Genomic DNA, 22,347 nt, shown 5'->3' with positions numbered 1-22,347 from the left:
GCAGGCAGTTTTGAAAAAAGGTTAATAATATAGACCGTAATACAAATCTTTGTAAAAATGATAAAATAATATCAATGTAAAAACATATTTCCGATTTATTTTATTCCAATTCCATATGGCTTACATCAGAAATTTGGGTATCATTAATTTAATACAGCTCAAATCATGCTTTTTTGTATCTTTAAACTAAAGTTAAAGTATGCCGCAACAGCTTATTTTTGAAGATCACTATAAAAGACTCGGACTGGAAATATTTTCAGAAGAAAATCTGGAAAATTTCAACGGAAACCATTTCAGAACTGATATCAAAGTATTTTTTATTCCCTCAGGATACGAACTTACGGTAGATTTTAATCATTACAAAACAAAGAAACCTTCACTGTTTTTTTTGACGAACCAACATCTAAGCATACAAAAAGGAAAAGATGAATCTATTCTGCTTTTCTACAACCGTGATTTTTATTGTATTCAGATTCATGATAAGGAAGTAGCGTGCGATGGACTTCTCTTCCATAATGTATTTGAGATTCCTTTCGTAGAGCTTGATCCTTCCGAAGCGACACTTATAAAAGATCTGTTTCAGAATATTCAGGATGAACTTGAATGGAAAGATTCGTCTGCTGAGGAAATGATCAGAACCTATGTAAAACAGATTATCATCCGGGCTACCCGAAAATGGAAAAAACAGAATTTAGATAATGAAACACTCAGAATACCAGGCAGTGAACTTGATATTTTCAGAGACTTCAGCAGACATCTGGAAATACATTTCAGAGAAAAACATAATGTAGCAGATTATGCAGACCTGCTTCACATTGCCCCAAAGACCTTAACCCATAAATTTAAAAATTTAAATCTGGATTCTCCCAATCAGTTCATCATCAACAGAATTTTATTAGAAGCAAAAAGGTTACTATTCTACACCGATAAACCTGTTAAAGAAATCGCCTACGATCTTGGATATGAAGATCCGGCCTATTTCAACCGCCTTTTTACCAATAAAACAGGCAATACTCCTTCCAATTTTAAAAAAAATTACTCATCGGGAAAAAAGTACAATATTTAAGTCTTTTTATCTATTGAATACTCCCTATCACCGACATACCTTTGTAATATCAAAATCAAACAACATTAAATACAAAAACAAAACATTATGAGACGTAACGCAACAGCCGTTTGGAACGGTACCATCAAAGAAGGAAAAGGACACTTAACTACTCAAAGTATGACTTTAAACCAGACTCAATATTCTTTCAACAGCCGTTTTGCGGATGGTGTAGGGACAAACCCTGAAGAATTACTGGCAGCAGCTCATGCTGGATGTTTCACCATGAAATTAGATGCAGAGCTTTCACAGGCAGGGTACAATCCTGAAGAGCTAAAAACAACTTCTGTTATTACTCTTGATCCAAATATTGGAAAGATTACAAAATCTGAACTGACTTTAACTGCTAAAGTTCCGGGAATCTCAGAAGAAGAATTCCAGAAATTTGCTAAGATTGCTGAAGAAGGTTGCCCTGTAAGTGCAGCATTCAACTTTGAAATTACATTGAATGCTACTCTGGAGCAATAAAAATATGAATTTCAACATCAATAGGAACGGGCTTTAGCCCGTTTTTTATTTTAAAACAATTCTATTGGCTTTAGTCAAAACTTAAAGACACACAAGATCTGTATCCGTAAATTTTAAAATAAAATATACCGAGCGGTATATTTTTGTATATTTGTATAGTATTTAACCATTTATAATGTCGAAGGCCGAAAAAACAAAACAGCATATCATCGAGAAAACAGCAACTCTTTTTAATACAAAGGGTTATATTTCCACATCGCTGTCCGACATTACTCAGGCAACCGGATTAACGAAAGGAAGTATTTACGGAAATTTTGAAAATAAAGATGAAGTAGCCATTGAAGTCTATAAATACAATGCCGGATTGCTGGGCAAAACCCTCAGCCGCTCTTTTAGTGATGAATATCCTAAATCCCTGGATAAGCTTCATGCTTTTGTAGATTTTTACCGGAAAAACTGGAAGTTTGTTTTCTCAAACGGAGGCTGTCCCATCATGAATGCGGCAACAGAAGCTGATGACTCTTTCCCTGCTTTAAAAAACCAGGTTAAAAAATCTTTTGAACAGTGGATGGCCAAAATATCAGCCGCTATTCTGGAGGGACAACAGAAGGGTGAAATTGATAAAAAAGTAAATGCTGAGCAATATGCGTCCCTATTCATCATGCTTATTGAAGGTGGGATTCTGCTCTCAAAAACAATGGGTGATCAAAGTTTTCTAAATCATGCTTTGGATAAAATCATCTACATGATTGATCATGAACTCAATATTCTTCCATCATAAATTATACAAATATGGAAACAAAAAAAGTGGCAATTGTAGGATACAACAGAATTCCTTTCGCCAGAATGAATACAGCTTATTCGGAACAGGGAAACCAGGATCTGCTGCTCGCTTCTCTGAACGGATTGATAGATCGTTATCACCTTAAAGGAAAAAGACTTGGAGAAGTTGCCGGCGGTGCAGTGATTAAGCATATTTCCGAAAGCAACCTCATCAGAGAAACCGTGATGAATACTACTCTTGATCCGGCAACTCCTGCATGTGATCTTCAACAGGCATGTGACACGGGCATTGAATCAGCTATTTATATAGGAAATAAAATTGCGCTAGGCCAGATAGAATGTGGTATTGCATGCGGAGTGGAAGCTATGAGCAACATCCCGTTTGAATCTTCTCCCAGATTAAGAAAAGCACTCTTAAAAGCCAATAAAGAAAAATCAGCATTTGGAAAAATAAAGCAGCTTTTAAGCCCGAAACTGAAAGACTGGATGCCTATTCCTTACAAAGGACAGGAGCCCAAAACAGGTCTGGTAATGGGAGAACATACAGAAATTACTGCTAAATACTACAAAATATCGAGAGAAGAACAGGACGAACTGGCTTTAAAAAGTCATCAGAATATGGCAAAAGCCTATGACGAAGGATTCTTTGATGATATGATTACGCCTGCCTTCGGATTAGATAAAGATAATAATATGCGCCGTGACAGCAGTATTGAAAAATTATCACAGCTAAAACCTGCTTTTGATAAGCAAAACGGAACTTTAACAGCGGGAAATTCAACGCCATTTACCGATGGTGCTTCGGCAGTTTTACTGGCCAGTGAAGAATGGGCAAAAGCCAACAACCTTCCTGTTTTAGCATATATTACTTTTTCAGAACTGGCAGGAATAGAATATGTTGAAAATAAACAGGATTTACTTCTGGCACCCGTTTTTGCTGCAGAAAGAATGCTGAAAAAAGCAGGTATGAACCTCTCAGATTTCGATTACTATGAAATCCATGAAGCATTTGCCGCGCAGGTTTTAGCTACCATAAAAATCTGGGAAAATGAAGAGCTTGCCAAAAAATTCGGATTGGAAAAGGCACTTGGTAAGATTGACAGAAGTAAGCTGAATGTAAAGGGAGGAAGCCTTGCCGCAGCCCATCCTTTTGCAGCAACAGGCGGAAGAATTATTGCAACCCTTGCAAAATTACTTGATGAAAAAGGCAGTGGAAAAGGTTTTATATCCATTTGTGCCGCACGTGGACAGGGAGTAACCATGATTTTAGAGAAATAAAAATTGAAAGTATGGATAGATTAGCACAATTACAGCAATTCATCGGAAAAGAATTTGATCAGTCACCATCTCCTTTTATGAAATGGCTCAACCCTATTGTTCTTTCTGTTGAAGAAGGCCAACTGGAATTTCAATATACAGTAAGACCGGAGTGGCTGAACCCTATAGGAAATCTTCACGGTGGAGTTACCGCAGCAATTATAGATGATATCATTGGCGCCACCATGTTTTCTTTAAATGAAAATTCTTTCATTACCACTATAAATAATGTCATAGATTATTTTTCAACTGCAAAAGAAAATGATAATATTGTAGCTGAAACTAAAATCATTAAAAGAGGTAAGCAATTCGTAAACGCTCAATGCGAAATATGGAATGCAGACAAAACACGATTAATCGCAAGAGGAACCTCGAATTTATTCAAAATCAATAACTAAGTATGAAAAGAGTTGTCATTACAGGTCTTGGCGCGGTGACGCCTTTGGGAAACAATGTCGAAGAATTTTGGCAAAACAGTATCAACGGAGTGAGTGGAGCAAATACAATCACCCATTTTGACACAGAAAAATTTAAAGTACATTTCGCATGTGAGGTTAAAAATTTTGATCCAAAACTCCATTTAACACACAACGAAATCAAAAGAAGTGATTTATTTTCACAATATGCAATGTATTCTACCGCGGAAGCTTTAAAAGATTCCGGACTTGAACTGGAAAACATGGATCCATTTGATGTGGGTGTTATCTGGGGAACAGGACAAGGCGGAATGTGGACTTTTGAAAGCGAGGTCATGAACTTTGCAGCTGGTGACGGAACACCAAGATTCAATCCTTTCTTTGTCCCGAAATTCATTGCCAATATGGCATCGGGAATGATTTCCATGAAATATGGTCTTCAGGGAATTAATTATACAACAGTTTCAGCATGTGCAACCGGAAATACAGCTTTGATGGACGCCTTCAACTATATCCGTCTTGGAAAAGCGAAGGTGATCGTAAGCGGTGGTTCTGAGGCTGCCATTTCTCCGGCTTCTATCGGTGGATTTTCCATTATGAAAGCTATGTCTACAAGAAATGATGATTTTGCAACAGCCAGCCGTCCTTACGATGCAGACAGAGACGGTTTCGTGATGGGTGAAGGCTCAGGAACATTGATTCTTGAAGAATATGAACACGCCAAAGCAAGAGGGGCAAAAATATATGCAGAACTGGTAGGTGCAGCCATGACAGCGGATGCTTATCATATGACGGCACCTCATCCCGACGGTGTTGGAGCAATCAAAGCAATGCAGCTGGCTCTTAACGAAGCAAAGATCACTGTAGATGATATTGATTATATTAATCCTCATGCCACTTCTACTCCGCTTGGAGATCTGGTTGAGCTCAATGGAATTAATAAATTATTTAAAGGAAGTAAAAATCTTGATATCAGTGCAACGAAATCCATGACAGGCCACCTGTTGGGAGCTGCGGGAGCTGTAGAAGCCATAATTTCTATTAAAGCGATTCAAAACGGAATTATTCCGCCAACGATCAATCTTCACAGTATAGATCAGAATATCCCACAAGATATCAATATTGTCTTTGGAGAAGCAAAAGAAAAAGATATTACCTATGCTTTAAGTAATGCTTTTGGATTCGGAGGGCATAATGCGACTTTAATTTTCAAGAAATTCAGCTAATTTGAATTAAAATAATTGAGAATCCCTGTATGAAATCATACAGGGATTTTTTATTCTAACTTATCTTTAACTGTTATATAAAATCATCATCAGGAATGAAAAAGTCACCTTCATTCTCTAAAATCGGGATATAAAGTCTCTCCCATTTCTTACCTTTCACCATATCCCAGCTGTGTCCGGCACCTTTAAGATCTTCAGCTAAAAGGATGATTCCTGGTTTAATAATAAATGTAGTACCATCTGTTACTTTAAATCTTATATTCCCTTTGATGGTAATAACATATTGCCTTCTGGGCGCTGGATGATCATTTTTTTCCCATTCTTCAGTTTCATTACTCATCCAGAAAACCGATGCATTGATATGTTTAACGGTGGGCATTTTACCTTTCTCAAAAGTACATGAGCCATCAGGATTATTAATCAGTCTTATGGCTGGAATGAATCCTGTCAATGTTTCCAGAGCTACACTTATATTTTTATGATTTTCATGCTGTCCATTCATCATTCTGTTATACTTTAAGGCTAAAAGGCTTATATAAATTTAATTCTTATTTTCGAATTGCAGGACTATTTTAAAAGAAAAAGAGCAGCCAAATCTGACTGCTCTTTTTATCTTTACGCTTTCAACCATTCTGAGGAAGAAAGATAATTCTGATCAGGATAATAGATGAACAGACAGTTTTTTCCTTTAATCGTATTGATTATAGATTGTGTCAGCTCTCTTGGGACGGCAGGGCATCCCCAGCTTCTTCCGATTCTTTTGTGCATTGCCGCAAATGCATCACTTACATAATCCGCACCATGCATTACAATTGCTCTTCTGTATGCAGCATCATTAAAGCCCTTATCCATTCCCAATAACTTCAGAGAATATCCGTTGTCCCCCTGATAGGTTGCATCCGTAATATAAAATCCCATGCTGCTCTGCAGCGAACTTTCCCTGTTAGAAAAATTCGTCGCAAATTCTTCGCCTGTATTTTTTCCGTGTGCCACTAAAGAGTTGAACAGAACTTTCTTGTCTTCCAGGTCAATGATCCAAAGTCTTTTTGTGTTAGAAGACATAGAAAAATCGCAGATAGTCAATAAATGCGAGTCTTGGGTAAGCAATCCTGCTTTTTTTAAATTTTCATAACCCGTCAATGCTTTTGAGAACACTTCATAATTCAATTCGTGTTCAGGGTCAAATGCAATAGATTGGTATAATGCTTCTGATGAAGATACGGCTGTTGTGCTCTTCTCAGATTTCGTTTCAGCTACTTTTTCAGTTTTCGTTGTTTTTACATTCTCACTTTTCGCCGCTAGTCTTGGGGAAATGTAGAATGAAGTCGTCACCATGTAAACAAGGCCTAATACGCTATAAAATCCTTTCATTCAATACTATATAAATCCAAATTAGTGGGGCAAAATTATAAAAACATAATTACCAAGGGGTTATAACTCTAAAAAGTTTAACGCTATTTAAGAAACTTTAACGTCCTGATTCTGTGAATTAAAGCACTTATTTTTGAGAATTCGAAATACATCAAGGCTCATAAACACTCAAGGTTTCCTTCCATTGGAAAGTCAGAAACCTATCTGATGATAGATTTCTTCAAGTCTTTTCCAATAATCTCTATTTACCTGTTCATATATTGGATAAATACATTTGATAGCAAGAATATCCAGCTCACTTCGGGATTCCATCCAGTTCATAATATTTTTAACTAATCTTTTTTCTTCAAAGCCAGCCCATTCGCCAGCCGGATTCAGCAGATTAGAAAAAAGAACGGGAAAAATTTCATATTGATCTATCTTTTTAATCTTTTCAAAACTAAAAGGACTTTTAAGAAAAATTCCGGTCATATACTGAAATTGCCATTCCTGAAGTTCTGTATCCAGATATAAATCAGAAAGCGCCAGCCATACAAGTTTACGTTCCTCAAACAACTCCGGTTCTTTCATTTCATGTTTACTTCTTAGAATCAGCTACAAACTCAAGGCTTACGGAATTCATACAGTATCTTAATCCTGTAGGTTTTGGACCGTCATCGAAAACGTGTCCCAGATGGGAATCGCATCTTTTACAAAGCACTTCTACCCGATCCATTCCATAAGACTGATCTCTTATATAATAGACTCCTTCTTTATCAGCTTCAAAAAAACTTGGCCAGCCGCAGCTGCTGGAAAATTTTGATGTAGAACGGAACAGGTGATTTCCACAAACGGCACAATAATATTCTCCTATCTCATCAAATTCGTTATATTTTCCTGTAAAAGCTCTTTCTGTTGCTGCTTCCCTGGCAATTGCATATAAATCCGGCGCAAGGATTTTTTTCCATTCTTCGTTGGAAATATTAAGTTTTGCAGTATCAGTTCTGGAATAGTATGGATTGTTTTTTGCTTCTGTATTTTCCATAGAAGAGGTTTTAATAGGTTCATATTTCTGCGTACAAGACTGCAGAAAAAATAATAAGGTGATTGAAACTAAAAATTTCATCGTAAATTTCATTCTTTAACCCCAAAAGTTTTGAGGTTTAAAAGCTTTTATCAAGATTAAACGGTTTCATAACCAAATTTAGTAAATTTGAGAATATGAATGACGAAGCAAAAAGAAAACAACTGAGAAAATATAAAGCATTTGCTACAGGATTATTCGTTCTGATGGCTGTTATTTTCATTGTTACCACTATTTTACAGAAGTCTAATAACTCTCATTGGATCGGTTATGTGCGGGCCTTTGCTGAAGCTGCTATGGTAGGAGCTCTTGCTGACTGGTTTGCTGTAACCGCATTATTCCGCCATCCGCTCGGGCTTCCGATCCCTCATACCAATCTGATTGAAAACAGTAAACAAAGACTTGGAGACAACCTTGGGAGTTTTGTAGTGGGGAACTTTCTTTCTCCTCAGAATATACGTCCTTACATCCAAAAGCTTAAAGTTTCCAATTTTGTCGGAGAATGGCTGGCAAAGGAAAAAAGTCAGGAAATTTTGATTAGAAATCTTTCAGATATTGTTCTTGATATTCTCAATAAACTGGATAACTCCACAGTAAGCCAGTTTATCAGCAAAAAGGTGTCTGAGATGACAGACGATATCAAACTTAATAAAGTAGTTGGAAACGGGATAGGGTATATTCTGGAAAAAAATGATCATCAGAGAATCATCACCAATCTTTCAAAACAAATCAAAGAATATATCATTGAAAATGATGAAATGATCCAGGAACGTGTAAAAAAAGGCAGTTATTCATTCATTCCATCTTTTGTAGATAATAAAATTGCGGATAAAATTACCGACGGACTTTCTGATTTTTTTAAAGAAATAGAAGAAGATCCTCAGCATGAAGTAAGAGGATTGATTACACAGAAAATTCATGAATTCTCCGTTGATCTGAAAGAGGATCCGAAATGGGATGAAGAATTTAAAACCATCAAAAACGGACTCCTGAAAAATGATAAACTGGATGAGTATTCCAATGACATCTGGGTTTCTATCAAAAAAACACTGATGAAAGAGCTTCAGGAAGAGCATTCTGCATTGAAAAACTATCTTTCTAAAAACCTGAATGAATTTGCACAGAATTTAAAGACAGATGAAAACCTTCAGAACAAAATTGACCATTGGGTTCGGGTAACGGCCTATAAATATATTCTGAAAAACACCCACCAATTCGGGAACCTCATCAGTACAACTGTTGGAAACTGGCAGGGAAAAGAGCTTAGTGAAAAATTGGAACTGGAAGTGGGAAAAGACCTACAGTTTATCCGGGTCAACGGAACACTGGTTGGCGGCCTGGTCGGGCTTATTATCTACACCATCACCCATTTCTTCCTCTAAAAAACTAGTGACTACCCGCCATGAAAAAAATATTTATTTTATTATTTTCTTTAACCCTCTCATTTTTTCTCTGCCAAAAAGTTGAATTAAAGAAAGTAACCGATTCTTCACAGATTTTCAAAGGAGAAATTGCAGGAGTTCCCATTACTATGCAGCTTCATTTCGCAGGAATTGCAGATTGCAGTCTCTACCAGTATTTTGTAGACGGATGGTATTATTACGATAAGTATCAGAAGAAAATTCCGCTAACGGGGGTTTATGATTATGGTAAACTCTCATTATATAACTTTGGTGCTCAGCAAAAAATAAATTCCAAAATATTTAAAGAAAAGATCACGTCACCACAAACGGTAGAAAAAACAAATGAAATAGCACAGTTACTGACTCCCAAAGAATATATTAGCTTTAATCAGGACGAAACTAAAGAAAATACAATTCAGGGAAATATTTATCTGGATAAAAAAACTTATCCTGCCAGACTTTTTACCAGTAATGATATGATTTACCGCTACAACAACTATCTAATCTTACCTAATAATAAAAAAATCAATACATTCGACTTTATCAATCAATATGGAGGAAATGAACTGATTTCCTATACATCGGGAGAAAACAGGAACCGGGTATTGCTGTATTTCGAACATTCTTCGAATCTTAATGCATGTGGAAGATGTGGTGCCAGCGAAGGCGAAAAAGGATACCGGGTTCTTTACTTCACAAAAGACTGGAATTATAAAAATTATGAGAAATTTCTGATAGAAAGTTGTCTGGATAATATTTATAACGTTACCAAAACTAAGTCCAAGGACAGAAAAACGATACAATATAAAATAGGTAAATCTGATACAGCGCCTGCTTATACTCTTACCATAGATTTAGAAAATGCATCAGTCATAAAGTCAAAATAAAAAAGAGAGTTATCTAAACTCTCTTTCTATTTTTATCTTGGTAATCGGCTTGCTCTTTTCAAAAGCTCCTGATTGATTTCGTTGATCAGTTCCGGGCCTTCATAAATAAAGCCTGTATACAGCTGAACCAGTGTAGCTCCTGCATCCAGCTTCTCCATAGCATCTTTTGCAGAATGTATTCCACCTACTCCAATGATTGGGAATGCTCTGTTACTTTTATCAGAAAGGTACTTGATCATTTTTGTACTTCTTTCACGGATAGGTTTTCCGCTTAATCCTCCATTTCCTATCTGTTCTAAAACTTCCGGAGAGGTTTTCAAACCTTCCCTGTTCACTGATGTATTGGAAACTACAATACCATCAATCTTTGTTTCCGCAATCAGTTCAATGATTTCGTCTAATTGATTGTTATTAAGATCCGGAGCAATTTTAAGTAAGATGGGTTTCTGTACAGATTTTGACAGGTTTATTTTCTTCACTTCTGTGATCAGCTCTCTCAGATATTCTACATCTTCAAGTTTGGCGTGGCTTCCTACATTCGGACAGCTTACGTTGAGTACAAAGTAGTCTACATGAGGATGAAGACCTTCAAAACAGTCCAGATAATCCTGAGTATAGTTTTCCGGGCTTGTATCTGTATTTTTTCCGATGTTTCCCCCGATAATTACTTTTCCTTTGTTGGATTTCAGTTTTTCAATCGCTGCTTCAAGACCATCGTTATTGAACCCCATCCTGTTGATGATTCCTCCATCTTCTATCAAACGGAATAATCTTTTTCTTGGATTTCCGGCCTGTGCCCTTGGTGTTACCGTTCCAATTTCTACAAATCCAAACCCTAAGTCTCCCAATTCGTTGAACAACACTGCATTTTTATCAAAACCAGCTGCCAATCCAACAGGATTTTTGAATTTTAATCCGAAAACTTCTCTTTCCAGACGTTTGTCTTCAATAGGTTTTGGGAAAAATAGTTTGGTAAGAAATCCCAAATTCTTAAGCATTGAAAATGTAAAGTGATGAACATCTTCAGGATCAAATTTAAAAAGAATTGGACGAATGAGCGATTTGTACATTGAAAAAAAGTTTTACAAAAATACTCATTTTAAAATTAATGTTCGGTTAACCTATGATATTTTATCAAAATGTTTGATATATAAGATCTATAAGCCGGAAAACAATCTGTGTACTCTCAAAATGAGTAAGATATTTTAACGCTATGATCGCAAAATACTTCGACTATCCTGAAAACATTTCGGTTCGCAAAGGTGTTTCACTAAGCGAAGTATGCGCTATTAGCTTTTGCTGAACGAAGTGCCTCAGCGGTCGAAAAGTATCCATTTAAATACACTCTTAGTGAACATTGCGTTAAAAAATATTCACAAATAACTTAAGAATAGGAACTCAGATCAAAGTTCAGAATATCCCCTATTCTTTTGAACTCTTCATCTATAGTTGCATTTACTGTAATTCTTTCGTTAGAAACAGGATGATTAAAAATCAGTTGATGGGCGTGAAGCGTCATTTTGTTGATCTCAAATGTTTGAAGCCACAACTTATTTTGTTTATTGCAGCCATGTTTTCTGCAACCTAAAATAGGATGAAGAATATGTTTAAAATGTTTTCTCAACTGATGAAATCTTCCTGTTTCAGGAATTGCTTCTACCAAACAATATCTCGAAGTCTGATGTTTTAAAAAAGGCAAATCTATTTCTGAAGTCTGCAGACGGCGATAGTATGTAACGGCATTTTGTGTGACTTCATTTTCATTAACTAAATCATAATCAATTGTTTCTTCTTCTTTTGCCCAACCCCGAAGAATTGCCAGATATTTCTTCTCCACTTCGCGTGATGCAAACTGTTCGCTCATGATTCTAAGAGTATCTTTATCTAAAGTAAACAACAGAACACCTGACGTTTTTCGGTCTAACCGGTGTACAGGATACACTTTTTGTCCAATCTGTTTCTTCAACTCCTGAATAGCATAAGTATCTGCTTCTCCCGCATAGAAAGATTTATGAACCAATAATCCGCTGGGTTTGTTGATGGCAATAATATGCTCGTCTCGATAAAGAATTTCTAACATGGTGCAAAAGTAGAAATTTTCGACCGATTTAGCCCTGATTGAGCGGTATGTTTGAGCTCTTTTCTGGTTTTAGGCGGCGGCTTCGCCGCCGCCTAAAACCAGAAAAAGCGAGTAGCAAAAGCAGGTTCCCGGCTCCCTTATCAAACTTCAAATAAAAGGTTTATATTAGTAAAAGGTTTTACCTTAATTTAAAAAAATGACAGATTATTTTGGTTTTTTTGTAAAATTGATCGTGATCGCTGTTATAATAACGGTTGCTACAATTCTTTTCGTGCCCTTAAAAAAATACAGAATAGCAAAGATATTACTGTTTATTTTGGCTGGTGTTTTATTTATCATTGGCGTGGGAGGATGCTTCTTAATGACAATCTCTAATGTAGGATCTTACAGGTATTAATATTTTCCCAATAAAAAACATTATTTTTGCACATCAGATGTAAAAATTATGGCAAAGCAAGAAGATGTTTTCAAGAAAGTGATTTCTCACGCTAAAGAATATGGTTTTATTTTCCCATCGAGTGAGATCTATGATGGTTTATCCGCTGTGTATGATTATGGACAGAACGGGGCCGAACTAAAAAATAATATCAAACAATACTGGTGGAAAGCTATGGTACAGCTTAACGAGAATATTGTGGGTATTGACTCGGCGATTTTGATGCACCCAACCACATGGAAAGCATCAGGCCACGTAGACGCTTTCAACGATCCATTGATTGATAATAAAGATTCTAAGAAACGTTTCAGAGCAGACGTTTTGGTGGAAGACTACTGCGCTAAAATTGAAGACAAAGAGAACAAAGAAATTGAAAAAGCGGCGAAAAGATTCGGGGATGCTTTTGATAAAGATCAGTTTGTTGCCACGAATCCAAAAATTCTGGAATACAGAGCAAAGAGAGAAGCTATTCTTTCAAGACTGGCGAAATCTCTGGAAAATGAAGATCTTGCTGATGTAAAATCTTTAATTGAAGAGCTTGAAATTGCAGATCCTGATACCGGTTCTAAAAACTGGACAGAAGTAAGACAGTTCAACCTGATGTTCGGAACAAAGCTGGGAGCTTCTGCAGACAGTGCAATGGATCTTTACCTTAGACCGGAAACGGCTCAGGGTATTTTCGTTAACTTCTTAAACGTACAAAAAACTTCACGTCATAAACTTCCTTTCGGTATTGCACAGATTGGTAAGGCATTCAGAAACGAGATTGTTGCAAGACAGTTTATCTTCAGAATGCGTGAATTCGAACAGATGGAAATGCAGTTCTTCGTTGCTCCGGGAACAGAACTTGAGTTCTATGAGAAGTGGAAGCAGAAACGTCTGAACTGGCACTTGGCTCTAGGTCTAGGAAATGATAATTACAGATTCCATGATCATGAGAAATTGGCTCACTATGCGAATGCTGCTGCTGATATTGAATTTAACTTCCCATTCGGGTTTAAAGAACTGGAAGGTATTCACTCAAGAACAGATTTCGACTTAAAGGCACATGAAACATTCTCAGGAAGAAAGCTTCAGTTCTTTGATCCTGAAAGAAACGAAAACTATGTTCCTTATGTAGTGGAAACTTCAGTAGGTTTAGACAGATTATTCCTTTCTATATTCTCTCACTGCTTAAAAGATGAAGTATTGGAAGATGGTTCAGAAAGAACAGTTTTATCTTTACCTCCGGCATTGGCACCAATTAAAGCAGCCATCCTTCCTTTGATGAAGAAAGACGGTTTAGCAGAGTATGCAGAAAATATCTTCAATGATCTGAAATATGATTTCAATCTGTTCTACGAAGAAAAAGATGCCATCGGAAAGCGTTACAGAAGACAGGATGCTATCGGTACTCCATACTGTATTACTATTGACCACGACTCTCTTACTGATCATACAGTAACCATAAGAGACAGAGATACTATGCAGCAGGAAAGAGTTCCTGTTTCAGATTTGAGACGAATCATTGATGAAAAAACGAACTTCAGAAATTTACTTTCTCAATTATAATAAAAAAAGCCCTGTTCTCAGGGCTTTTTTATTTTTATCAACATATGGGTTAATTTATTACTTTTATCCCTCAAATTTTAACCATGAAAAAAATAACACTCATAGTGTTTGGACTGATCCAGACATTTGCATTTTCCCAAACCCAGGATCTGACAACACTTACCGCTGGGGATCACGTGGGAATGAATGCTTTATTCGATGATAAAGACAATCTTTACGGTTACGTTTCTCTATATTCTTACGGAAAATCCGGTGATAAGACCAAAAAGTTTGAGTATGTGATATTAGATAAAAACCTCAACCCTGTTGCCAATAAAGAATTTGAAGGTGATATCACTGCTGCCTCTTATTTAGGATATGTTGATTTTAAAGGGCAGATTATCTTAAAGCCCTCAATGATGGATTATTCTCTGGTAAAAAGCCGAGAAGTATTTACTCCTGTTTCTATGGTGATTGACCCTAAAACAAATTCTATTACCAGAAAAATCTATTATGACTATCTGGAAAACGGTACTTTCAAAGAAATCAACGAACCGAAGAGCTGGAAAGAACAGCGTAAGGAAAACCGTGATGAGAAAAAAGATAAAGGGTACAACTATGTTTCTGCCGTAGGTGAGCTGAAAGAAGGCGGCTACTTTGCCGTGGAGTATAAAGATTACGGAAAGTATGAAAATAACAACAGCCTCATGAGATTTGATGAAAACAAAAAGGAGGTTTGGAGATATAAATACAATACTGACGGAAGTAAGAAAATTTATTCTACTTTATCTGTTCTGGAAAGAGATGAAAATTATATGTACTGCATCATGAAGAAAGTGAATGAAAAGCAGAAATCATTCAGTCTCCTGGTTCTTGATATGAAAACCGGAAAAGAAACATCCAACAAGCCGGTAACCGGATTATCTGATGATACCATAGACAATATTGAATCCTTCTACTCCAATTACAGAAAGATTGATAATGATAAAAATTTCGATGATAAAGTAGTTCTGCTGGGAAGAAACTATGATGATTCTGAGTCAGTAGGATTTGCAAGAATGCTGGTAGACAAAAAAAACTTTACTGCAGATACCAAAACAATCAATTATGAGCCGAATATCTCAGCTTTCCTTCCAAAACTCAATAGAAATGGTATGGTAGAAAGTGGTTACATGCTTCAGACCAAAGACATGTACTTCATGAACGATGGAAGTGTAGGTATTTTATCCGAAAAATATAAACCTGCCGGACAATATAATGCTCCCAAAACAACAGACCTTGTTTACATATACACAGATAAAGATTTCAAAGTAAAAAATGTACAGGTCTTTGAAAAAGAAAAATCTAAATGGGTAAACAGTGATTATCTCTTTTCACAATACCTCAACGGTGGAAAAGACGTGGTATTTTTCTACCGCGACTATCAGAAAGATGAAGTAACAAAGCAGAAAAGATGGAATTTATTCATCAATACCATTATTGACGGAAAATTCAAACAGGAGATCATTCCTATTTCCGAAAAAGACAATTATGCAGTAACACCCTATGTAGGAAAAGAGGGGTATATCCTTCTTCGGGAGTATAACGAAAAAGAAAAATTCAATAAGATCCGTTTGGAGAAATTAAATTACTAGTATAAAATAAGAACCCTGATGAGTCATCAGGGTTCTTATTTTTAAGTTTTGGCTAAAGCCAGTGGAATTTTTATTATTTAAAAAACAGGCTAAAGTCCATTCCTATTGATATCTCCAATACTTATATCAAGATCAGTTTGCTTTCACTATCTTTTCATTGGTCTGGTAAAAGTCTGCAATATTTTTAATTTCATCCAAACTTAAGTTCCACATAAAGTTCAGGAACTGCTGATAGCTTTCACTTTGATTTTTAGGTTCTATCCTATCCAGATACCGGTTCAGATTATAGCTTTTTCTCGCTTCATATATCTTGGAAAAACATCTTCCCAGCCAGCTTTTATAATATTTTTCTTCCTCTTCATCCTGCAGAAACTGCATGGCAGCATAAATTCCCTGCCCATAATCTTCTGAGTGGAAATAGTTGGGCAAAATTTCCATTCTTGCTGTTTTCTTTAATGTTACAAACAGATCTGAAGGTTTTTCCGGAGCAATTGAACTTTTAAGTTCAGCAAATGTTTTTTTAAGCATCTCAATTCTTCTGGACACTTCAGGGTGCGATGCGAGGGAATCCTTGTTCAGCTTTTCTTTGTAGAAATTATAATTGTACAGGGAAAAATCTTCCTTCTTCATCCATTTTTCATTAAAGGCCTGCTTTGGAAGATTAAAAAGTTTTTTATACGTTTCTATTTTCAGCTCTCTTGGTGAGATCGTATCGAAATCCTGCAGTCTTTGAAGTGCATTTACAAATTCAGACTTCTTAAAATCACTGTTTTTAAAAATAACATAACCCAAAGAATCCGCCTGCATTTCGCTTTGTCTTTTTTCCACCCCTTTTTTATACACTGTATTTTTAAAGATATCGAAAGCTTTCTGATTCTGGCTCTGAGTTCGGCTGGTGGTAGTTGATTTTATATTCTCAACCAATACTTTATCCAATTTATCCTGTTCGATAATTTTTAAAAAGGTTTTCAGGGAATGTTCTTCTATTTTATGACCCAGTTCATGGGAGATCACAGCTGCAATTTGCTCTTCATTATTAAGCCAGCTGTAAAGCCCCATATTGATAACAAAAGTTCCGTCAGCAAGACAGTAAGCATTGGGAGTATTATCTTTTGCGATCAGAATTTTCAGGTCCTGAGGAATTTTAGGATTATTCTTTTTAAGACGTTGAATCATAGACTGTATGCTGGTTTCAAATTCCGATTTAAAGATAAAATCCTTATTCTTCACCTGCTTTTGAAAGTCTGTTCCGAATTCTTTATAGATTTTGGATAATTCAGAGCCTGTTTTACCGGAATACTGCGATTTTAATTTCTTCACAGTCGCTTCATTATTTCCTTCAAAACTCATTAAAAATGCTTTCCTCTGTATATAATCTGCGGTATCTATCGGTTTATAAATCTGAGCCATTCCCATGATTGAAAATAGGAAGTACCCCAATACAATAAGTTTTCTGGTCATAGTTTTCATCAATAAGAACAAAAATAACTTATTTGATGATTCATTTTAATTTTTATAGCCAAATTATTCTAAATTTGTTAGAGACCCATTCGTGAAAAAATGAGAATACTAAAGTATATGATAGGTGGAGCGGTAGCTGGTGCTGCAGCGGCTTATTTTCTGGGATATGATTATTTATTTAGTGGTATTTCAAAAACTTATCTTAAAGGAAAATCAAGTGCATATATTGATGACGGAAATCTTTTCCCGAGCAATCCTATTGCTACAGAAGAACCTGAACTCTGGGAAGAAGATCCGGATTACAACAAAAAAGATTTACCTAAACATTTAGTTGAAAATTTAAAACACTCCAAAACCGCTGCTTTTGTTGTAATACGGAATGGAAAAATTCTTCATGAGCAATATTGGGATGGTTATAATCAGCTTTCACAAACCAATTCTTTTTCGATGGCAAAAGCAGTGACTGTCATGTTGTTGGGAAAAGCGTTGGAAGAAGGTATTATTCCTACTATTGATGAAAAGTTCTCTGATTTCTATCCGGAATTTAAAAATAAACCATTCGGAAATGAGGTTACCCTTAAAAACCTCGCTCAAATGGAATCCGGGCTGTACTGGGATGAAAATTACAATAATCCGTTTCTTCCCAATGCCAAAGCTTATTATGGAAAAAGCCTTGTAAAAGCTGTATTCTCAAGAAAATTTAAAGAAGAACCGGGAACAAGATTCGAATATCAAAGCGGTTCTACCCAACTTCTTGGTTTTGCCCTCCGGAAAGCTCTGAACCAACCATTAGCGAGCTATTTATCAGAAAAATTCTGGATTCCTTTGGGAATGGAACAGAATGCGAAATGGAGTACAGACGATTATGGTATGGAAAAAACGTATTGCTGCATTCATTCCAATGCAAGAGATTTTGCTAAGCTGGGACAGCTCTTTCTGAATGATGGAAAAGCCGGGGATCAGCAGATTCTTAACGCTGACTTCATTGAACAGATGAGAACTCCGACTGAAAAGTCTGAAGGTATTTATGGAATGGGACTGTGGATCAATCATGACAACCCCATCAAACATTATTATTTCCTGGGATTACAGGGACAGTATATTATTATGGTTCCGGAGCACAATATCGTTATTGTAAAAACCGGGAGCTACTCCAACAACCCTAAAAATGACAGAGGAAGACCTGATCAGGTAAAATTCTTTGTGAACGAAATTGTACAATTATTCCAATAAACACTATGGATAAACACAGCGTAAAAGTTGATGAATACATTGAAAAATCTCCGGATTTTGCAAAACCTATCTTACATTATCTCCGTGAAACGATTCACGAAGTCTGCCCCGATGCAGAAGAAGCGATCAAATGGAAGTTTCCTACGTTCATGTATAAAGGTAAAATTCTTTGTTCCATTACCGCTTTCAAGCAATACTGCAGTCTCGGATTCTGGCTGCATCAGGAGATGAAAACACTAAAGGAGATAGAAACAACAGCTGAAAGAAGCTCAATGTTCAGCTTAGGAAAAGTAACAGGAATTGAAGATCTTCCTTCCAAACCTCAGCTGAAAAAAGCAATTAAAGAAGCCATGGAACTTACGGATATGGGTGTTACTATGAAGAAAGCCCCGCCCTCCAAAACAGAAATGGAAGTTCCTGATTATTTTCAGTCTGCATTACATGCTCATTCAAAAGCCTCTGATATTTTTGAAAAGGCTTCACCATCCTTCAGAAAAGAATATATTGCGTGGGTAACAGAAGCAAAAACCGAAGCAACCCGGAATAAAAGATTGGAACAGTCTTTGGAGTGGATAGCGGAGGGTAAAAGCCGTAACTGGAAATACCAAAAAAAATAAAACACAAAAACACAATGAAGAAAAAAATTATTCTCTTTTTCTTCCTTATTATTTCGATTTCTGCATTCCCTCAGGCATTTGATTTTGAGGGACAGTACAAATATGCCCGTACTCTTTCATCCAAGAATCCGGACAGTTCGGAAATCGTTTTGAATAGGATTATAGATTCAGCACAGAAAAAAAATCTCCCTGAATTTCTTGCAAAAGCCTATTATTTGAAATCCTTCAACAGCTATTTACAATCTGATGCTGAGAAAAGTCTTGATTTTGCAGATAAGGCCCTTAAAATATCTACCAAAAGCAATTATAATATTGGGAAAGCACTTGCATACAGAATGCAGGGAACTCAATATGCAAAGCTTGGGCTGCTCAAAGAATCTTCTACAAGCCTCCAAAATGCCCTCTCTGAAGTAAAACACAATAATACGGAAGAAGGACATGAGCTGAAAGGGATGATCTTTAATTCTTTTTTGATCCTTCTTAATAGGAATCAATATAAAGAGAAAGAGTATTACTCTAAAAGTGCCATTCAGGAATTTCAGAAGCTTAAAAATGTAACCAGACGAAATGAACTTTTGATCTCCGCTTATACCAATATGGGGTATAATTTATCTGAAGTAAAAAAATTTAAGGAAGCAAAATATTATTTCGGACAGGCGCTTTCTTTGGTGGGGGAAAACAATTATTATCTCCGGGCAAACATCCTTAATGATATCGGATTTTTGTTTTCAGGACAAAATAAGCCGGACAGTGCGGTGCTTTATTATAAGAAATCTCTGGCAATTGCAGATCAGTATGGTTTCAATGAAAAAAAGATTGAGATTACTAAAAATCTTGAAGAAGCATATGCTTTGCTTCACGACGATTCCAACACGGAGAAATATAAAATTGAAAATCTTAAATTAAAAGACAGCATCGCTTACAACAAAGCAATGGCCGTCAATAACACATTATCCAAAAAAGAAGAAAATTTTCATCAGCAGCTCAATGAAAGCCACTCTACTTCAAAAGGGCTTATCATAGCCTGCCTTTCTTTGGTGATTATTTTAGGAGCTGTTATTTTCAATACTATCCGTCTTCGTAAAAAGCATAAAGAAGCTGTTGCCAAAATTTACAAAGAAGGTATTTCTCCAGTTGTTTATGAAGAAGATCCCCAGGAAGTATCTGAGGATATTCAGACAAAAAACTCCCCTACTCCGACAGAAATAAAAATTTCGCCTGAAGTAGAGGAAAACATATTACACGGACTAAAAATATTTGAGGAAAGTCTTGAGTTTAACAACAAGAACATTTCTCGTTATAATCTTGCAAACACACTGAATATCAATACAAAATATCTATCAGCAGTTATCAAAAAACATAAGAAATTTAATTTCAATCAATATATCAATCATCTGAGGATCAATTATATTGTCAATCAATTAAAAAATGAACCGCAGTACAGAAAGTACAAGATTAATCACCTTTCTGAAATCACGGGTTATTCTTCTCACAGCGCTTTTTCTCTTGAATTTAAGAAGATCACAGGGCTGCATCCGTCTGCGTTTATCAAAACACTGGATGAAATCTCCTGATTACTGTTCCGCTATTGTAAGATTATTATAGCCGCCGGTATTATTTAATGAAAAATTGGCAACGATTGAATTATTTAAATTAAACCAGATGTAAGGCATCAGTCTCTGCCCTGCTGTCATGTAAAATGAGGCGGTACAGTTACTTCCTGCATCAATATTTCCTACACTGTTTGAGGACATGGTATTGACACATTTTACCGTATTTACAATATTGGTGACGGCTAATCCCGTTGTATTATCATAAAGCTGCCAGATCGCTTCTATCTGAATAGGATTTAAAGGATCCGTAGTATAATTAATTGCTAATGGGGCAAGATCTGTTGTGAAAGAAGCTACATAAATTCCGTTGCGGGGCGCGGTAAAGATACCAGTAGCAGCATTGAAATTGGTACCGGAATTACTTTCAAAAGTTTTACTCCAGTCTACAAGATAATTACTTGCCCTGTTTTGTAAACCTGCAGTTATTGTTGGAATAGACGGAGTTGCCAGCTTTACATTATTGTTGGTTTTGGCTGCAATAACGATTACTTTATTATTTGTGGGCTGTGCTGTGAGCAAAGGAAGCCATTCATTTCCATTAGAATATTCCACTCCGCTGTTATAACGTACGGCTCCTTCATCGGCTGCAGGTGCAGTGAGTGAAGAAGTTCCAAAGCCAATGGCTCCATTTCCGGAATTCCTGGCGTCAACTTTCGCGACCGGGATGAGCGTTCCCGCTCCTATTTTTCCGGCGCTGCTCACAAGAATATCATTACTCTGCTGAGCCGGAGTAAATGTCGATCCTGAAACAGGATTATCTTTTTGTCCATCAATATGCAGAATACCCTGTGGATTTGGAGTATTGATTCCAACCTGTGAAAATACACAGTGGAAGCTTAAAGTCATTACAATCAGTAAACAATTTTTTTTCATCATCTGTCTTTTTATAATCCGAAAATACTTAAAGAAGTAAGTGTAGCATCAGTATCCAAAGTTTTTGAACTTCCCAGTTTCTGATTCAGGCTTACCGTAATATTGTCCCCCTGGTTCAGGTTAAAAATTCCTGAACAGTTTCCCGCAACACGGTTTCCAATGCTATTGGTTCCGGGGTAACTTCCTACACATTTGAACACTTTATTGGTGGTGGAAGATGTTGAATTGGTCTGAATCAAAGTCTCATACCTTGAATCATTTGCAATACTTCCGGATGTTAAGGAAAAGGTAAAGGATACAATATACACTCCTGTTTTTGAGGCGGTAAAGGCTCCTGTACCGGCATTAAAGCTGCCATTCACATCCGTCTTTTTAGTCCAGTTGGTAACAGGAGCCTGCACTCCGTCAGCAAAGCTTTGTACCGAAGAGTTTTCTGCATCTACAAAATCATTGGACGTTTTATGGGCCAGTGTGATCCATGAGGTTCCGTTAGAATAGCTCAGATCCTGTGTTCCTGAGTTATACCTCAGCGCTCCGGCCTTAGCGGCAGAAGCAGACTGTGAAGTTCCTCCAATTCCTATTGCATTTAAACGTTCATTTGATCTAAGGTCCAGTCTTGTTTTTGGGGATTTTGTTCCTGCTCCTACATTTCCGGTGGGAGTAATAACTACATCATCATAATAACTGGAAGGTATTGAAGCGTTTGTGTTTTTCTGTCCATCTATGTGTACCGTTCCTTCCGGGGCAGACATATTGATTCCTACCTGAGCCTGCATCCACATGCCGTAACCAATAAATAAAGCCAGTATTAATTTTTTTCTCATATCAAGT

At 36.5% G+C, this 22,347-nt stretch carries 22 protein-coding genes; 13 read left to right on the top strand and 9 right to left on the bottom strand.

The window, feature by feature from the left end:
* The first annotated feature begins 199 nt into the window (after positions 1 to 199).
* The 6 genes from CHRYMOREF3P_RS15135 (at position 200) to fabF (ending at position 5,315) form a co-directional block, all read left to right on the top strand.
* Complete coding sequence (locus CHRYMOREF3P_RS15135; RefSeq protein WP_180564960.1) at positions 200 to 1,066, top strand: helix-turn-helix domain-containing protein; 867 nt, start codon at positions 200 to 202, stop codon at positions 1,064 to 1,066.
* A gap of 87 nt (positions 1,067 to 1,153) precedes the next feature.
* The gene (locus tag CHRYMOREF3P_RS15130) at positions 1,154 to 1,573 is read left to right on the top strand and encodes an OsmC family protein (RefSeq protein WP_180564959.1); all 420 of its coding nucleotides are present in this window, start codon (positions 1,154 to 1,156) and stop codon (positions 1,571 to 1,573) included.
* Between the two features lie 175 nt (positions 1,574 to 1,748).
* Positions 1,749 to 2,354: a TetR/AcrR family transcriptional regulator gene (locus CHRYMOREF3P_RS15125; RefSeq protein WP_077413427.1), complete on the top strand. Its 606-nt coding sequence runs from the start codon at positions 1,749 to 1,751 to the stop codon at positions 2,352 to 2,354.
* Positions 2,355 to 2,365: 11 nt separating this feature from the next.
* A complete protein-coding gene (locus tag CHRYMOREF3P_RS15120; protein ID WP_077413426.1) occupies positions 2,366 to 3,634 on the top strand; it encodes an acetyl-CoA C-acetyltransferase in 1,269 nt (422 codons plus the stop codon).
* Between the two features lie 11 nt (positions 3,635 to 3,645).
* Complete coding sequence (locus tag CHRYMOREF3P_RS15115; protein ID WP_180564958.1) at positions 3,646 to 4,071, top strand: PaaI family thioesterase; 426 nt, start codon at positions 3,646 to 3,648, stop codon at positions 4,069 to 4,071.
* 2 nt (positions 4,072 to 4,073) lie between these two features.
* Complete coding sequence (fabF, locus tag CHRYMOREF3P_RS15110) at positions 4,074 to 5,315, top strand: beta-ketoacyl-ACP synthase II (protein ID WP_077413425.1); 1,242 nt, start codon at positions 4,074 to 4,076, stop codon at positions 5,313 to 5,315.
* Between the two features lie 73 nt (positions 5,316 to 5,388).
* Here fabF and CHRYMOREF3P_RS15105 read toward each other — a convergent pair whose 3' ends face one another.
* The 4 genes from CHRYMOREF3P_RS15105 to msrB form a co-directional block, all read right to left on the bottom strand.
* On the bottom strand, positions 5,389 to 5,820 hold the full coding sequence (locus tag CHRYMOREF3P_RS15105; RefSeq protein ID WP_232539040.1) for a hypothetical protein: 432 nt from the start codon (positions 5,818 to 5,820) through the stop codon (positions 5,389 to 5,391).
* A gap of 110 nt (positions 5,821 to 5,930) precedes the next feature.
* A complete protein-coding gene (locus CHRYMOREF3P_RS15100; RefSeq protein WP_077413424.1) occupies positions 5,931 to 6,686 on the bottom strand; it encodes a murein L,D-transpeptidase catalytic domain family protein in 756 nt (251 codons plus the stop codon).
* 192 nt (positions 6,687 to 6,878) lie between these two features.
* Positions 6,879 to 7,256, bottom strand: a complete 378-nt coding sequence (locus CHRYMOREF3P_RS15095; protein WP_077413423.1) for a hypothetical protein — start codon at positions 7,254 to 7,256, stop codon at positions 6,879 to 6,881.
* Positions 7,257 to 7,263: 7 nt separating this feature from the next.
* Positions 7,264 to 7,791, bottom strand: coding sequence for a peptide-methionine (R)-S-oxide reductase MsrB (gene msrB, locus CHRYMOREF3P_RS15090; protein WP_077413676.1), 528 nt, complete (start codon positions 7,789 to 7,791; stop codon positions 7,264 to 7,266).
* 95 nt (positions 7,792 to 7,886) lie between these two features.
* On the opposite strand from msrB, the gene CHRYMOREF3P_RS15085 reads away from it, so the two are divergent.
* Positions 7,887 to 9,131: a DUF445 domain-containing protein gene (locus tag CHRYMOREF3P_RS15085; protein ID WP_077413422.1), complete on the top strand. Its 1,245-nt coding sequence runs from the start codon at positions 7,887 to 7,889 to the stop codon at positions 9,129 to 9,131.
* A gap of 20 nt (positions 9,132 to 9,151) precedes the next feature.
* A complete protein-coding gene (locus CHRYMOREF3P_RS15080) occupies positions 9,152 to 10,039 on the top strand; it encodes a hypothetical protein (protein WP_077413421.1) in 888 nt (295 codons plus the stop codon).
* Between the two features lie 32 nt (positions 10,040 to 10,071).
* On the opposite strand, the gene CHRYMOREF3P_RS15075 is transcribed toward CHRYMOREF3P_RS15080, so the two are convergent.
* Both CHRYMOREF3P_RS15075 and CHRYMOREF3P_RS15070 read right to left on the bottom strand, forming a co-directional pair.
* A complete protein-coding gene (locus CHRYMOREF3P_RS15075; protein ID WP_180564957.1) occupies positions 10,072 to 11,109 on the bottom strand; it encodes a quinone-dependent dihydroorotate dehydrogenase in 1,038 nt (345 codons plus the stop codon).
* Positions 11,110 to 11,423: 314 nt separating this feature from the next.
* Positions 11,424 to 12,119, bottom strand: a complete 696-nt coding sequence (locus tag CHRYMOREF3P_RS15070; protein WP_180564956.1) for a pseudouridine synthase — start codon at positions 12,117 to 12,119, stop codon at positions 11,424 to 11,426.
* A gap of 445 nt (positions 12,120 to 12,564) precedes the next feature.
* On the opposite strand from CHRYMOREF3P_RS15070, the gene CHRYMOREF3P_RS15065 reads away from it, so the two are divergent.
* Together CHRYMOREF3P_RS15065 and CHRYMOREF3P_RS15060 are read left to right on the top strand one after the other, a co-directional pair.
* Positions 12,565 to 14,106, top strand: coding sequence for a glycine--tRNA ligase (locus tag CHRYMOREF3P_RS15065; RefSeq protein WP_077413418.1), 1,542 nt, complete (start codon positions 12,565 to 12,567; stop codon positions 14,104 to 14,106).
* Between the two features lie 83 nt (positions 14,107 to 14,189).
* Complete coding sequence (locus CHRYMOREF3P_RS15060) at positions 14,190 to 15,719, top strand: hypothetical protein (RefSeq protein ID WP_180564955.1); 1,530 nt, start codon at positions 14,190 to 14,192, stop codon at positions 15,717 to 15,719.
* 132 nt (positions 15,720 to 15,851) lie between these two features.
* Here the strand turns inward: CHRYMOREF3P_RS15060 and CHRYMOREF3P_RS15055 are convergent, their stop codons facing one another.
* Positions 15,852 to 17,180: a M48 family metalloprotease gene (locus CHRYMOREF3P_RS15055; RefSeq protein ID WP_232539038.1), complete on the bottom strand. Its 1,329-nt coding sequence runs from the start codon at positions 17,178 to 17,180 to the stop codon at positions 15,852 to 15,854.
* 99 nt (positions 17,181 to 17,279) lie between these two features.
* Between CHRYMOREF3P_RS15055 and CHRYMOREF3P_RS15050 the strand changes: the two genes are divergently transcribed.
* From CHRYMOREF3P_RS15050 to CHRYMOREF3P_RS15040, 3 genes are read left to right on the top strand one after another with little or no spacing between them, the layout of a single operon-like run.
* Positions 17,280 to 18,413 (top strand): serine hydrolase domain-containing protein, encoded by a 1,134-nt coding sequence (locus tag CHRYMOREF3P_RS15050; protein WP_180564953.1) that lies wholly within the window; start codon positions 17,280 to 17,282, stop codon positions 18,411 to 18,413.
* A 5-nt stretch (positions 18,414 to 18,418) separates the two neighbouring features.
* Positions 18,419 to 19,030: a YdeI/OmpD-associated family protein gene (locus CHRYMOREF3P_RS15045; RefSeq protein ID WP_180564952.1), complete on the top strand. Its 612-nt coding sequence runs from the start codon at positions 18,419 to 18,421 to the stop codon at positions 19,028 to 19,030.
* Between the two features lie 14 nt (positions 19,031 to 19,044).
* Positions 19,045 to 20,604, top strand: a complete 1,560-nt coding sequence (locus tag CHRYMOREF3P_RS15040; RefSeq protein WP_180564951.1) for a tetratricopeptide repeat protein — start codon at positions 19,045 to 19,047, stop codon at positions 20,602 to 20,604.
* On the opposite strand, the gene CHRYMOREF3P_RS15035 is transcribed toward CHRYMOREF3P_RS15040, so the two are convergent.
* Together CHRYMOREF3P_RS15035 and CHRYMOREF3P_RS15030 are read right to left on the bottom strand one after the other, a co-directional pair.
* Positions 20,605 to 21,516: a hypothetical protein gene (locus CHRYMOREF3P_RS15035; protein WP_077413412.1), complete on the bottom strand. Its 912-nt coding sequence runs from the start codon at positions 21,514 to 21,516 to the stop codon at positions 20,605 to 20,607. It abuts the gene before it with no gap.
* Between the two features lie 11 nt (positions 21,517 to 21,527).
* Positions 21,528 to 22,340, bottom strand: coding sequence for a hypothetical protein (locus CHRYMOREF3P_RS15030; RefSeq protein WP_180564950.1), 813 nt, complete (start codon positions 22,338 to 22,340; stop codon positions 21,528 to 21,530).
* Between the last annotated feature and the right edge of the window lie 7 nt (positions 22,341 to 22,347).

This window comes from Chryseobacterium sp. JV274 (assembly GCF_903969135.1).
Classification (GTDB): Bacteria; Bacteroidota; Bacteroidia; order Flavobacteriales; family Weeksellaceae; genus Chryseobacterium.
This window is presented reverse-complemented; position numbering and strand designations above follow the sequence as displayed.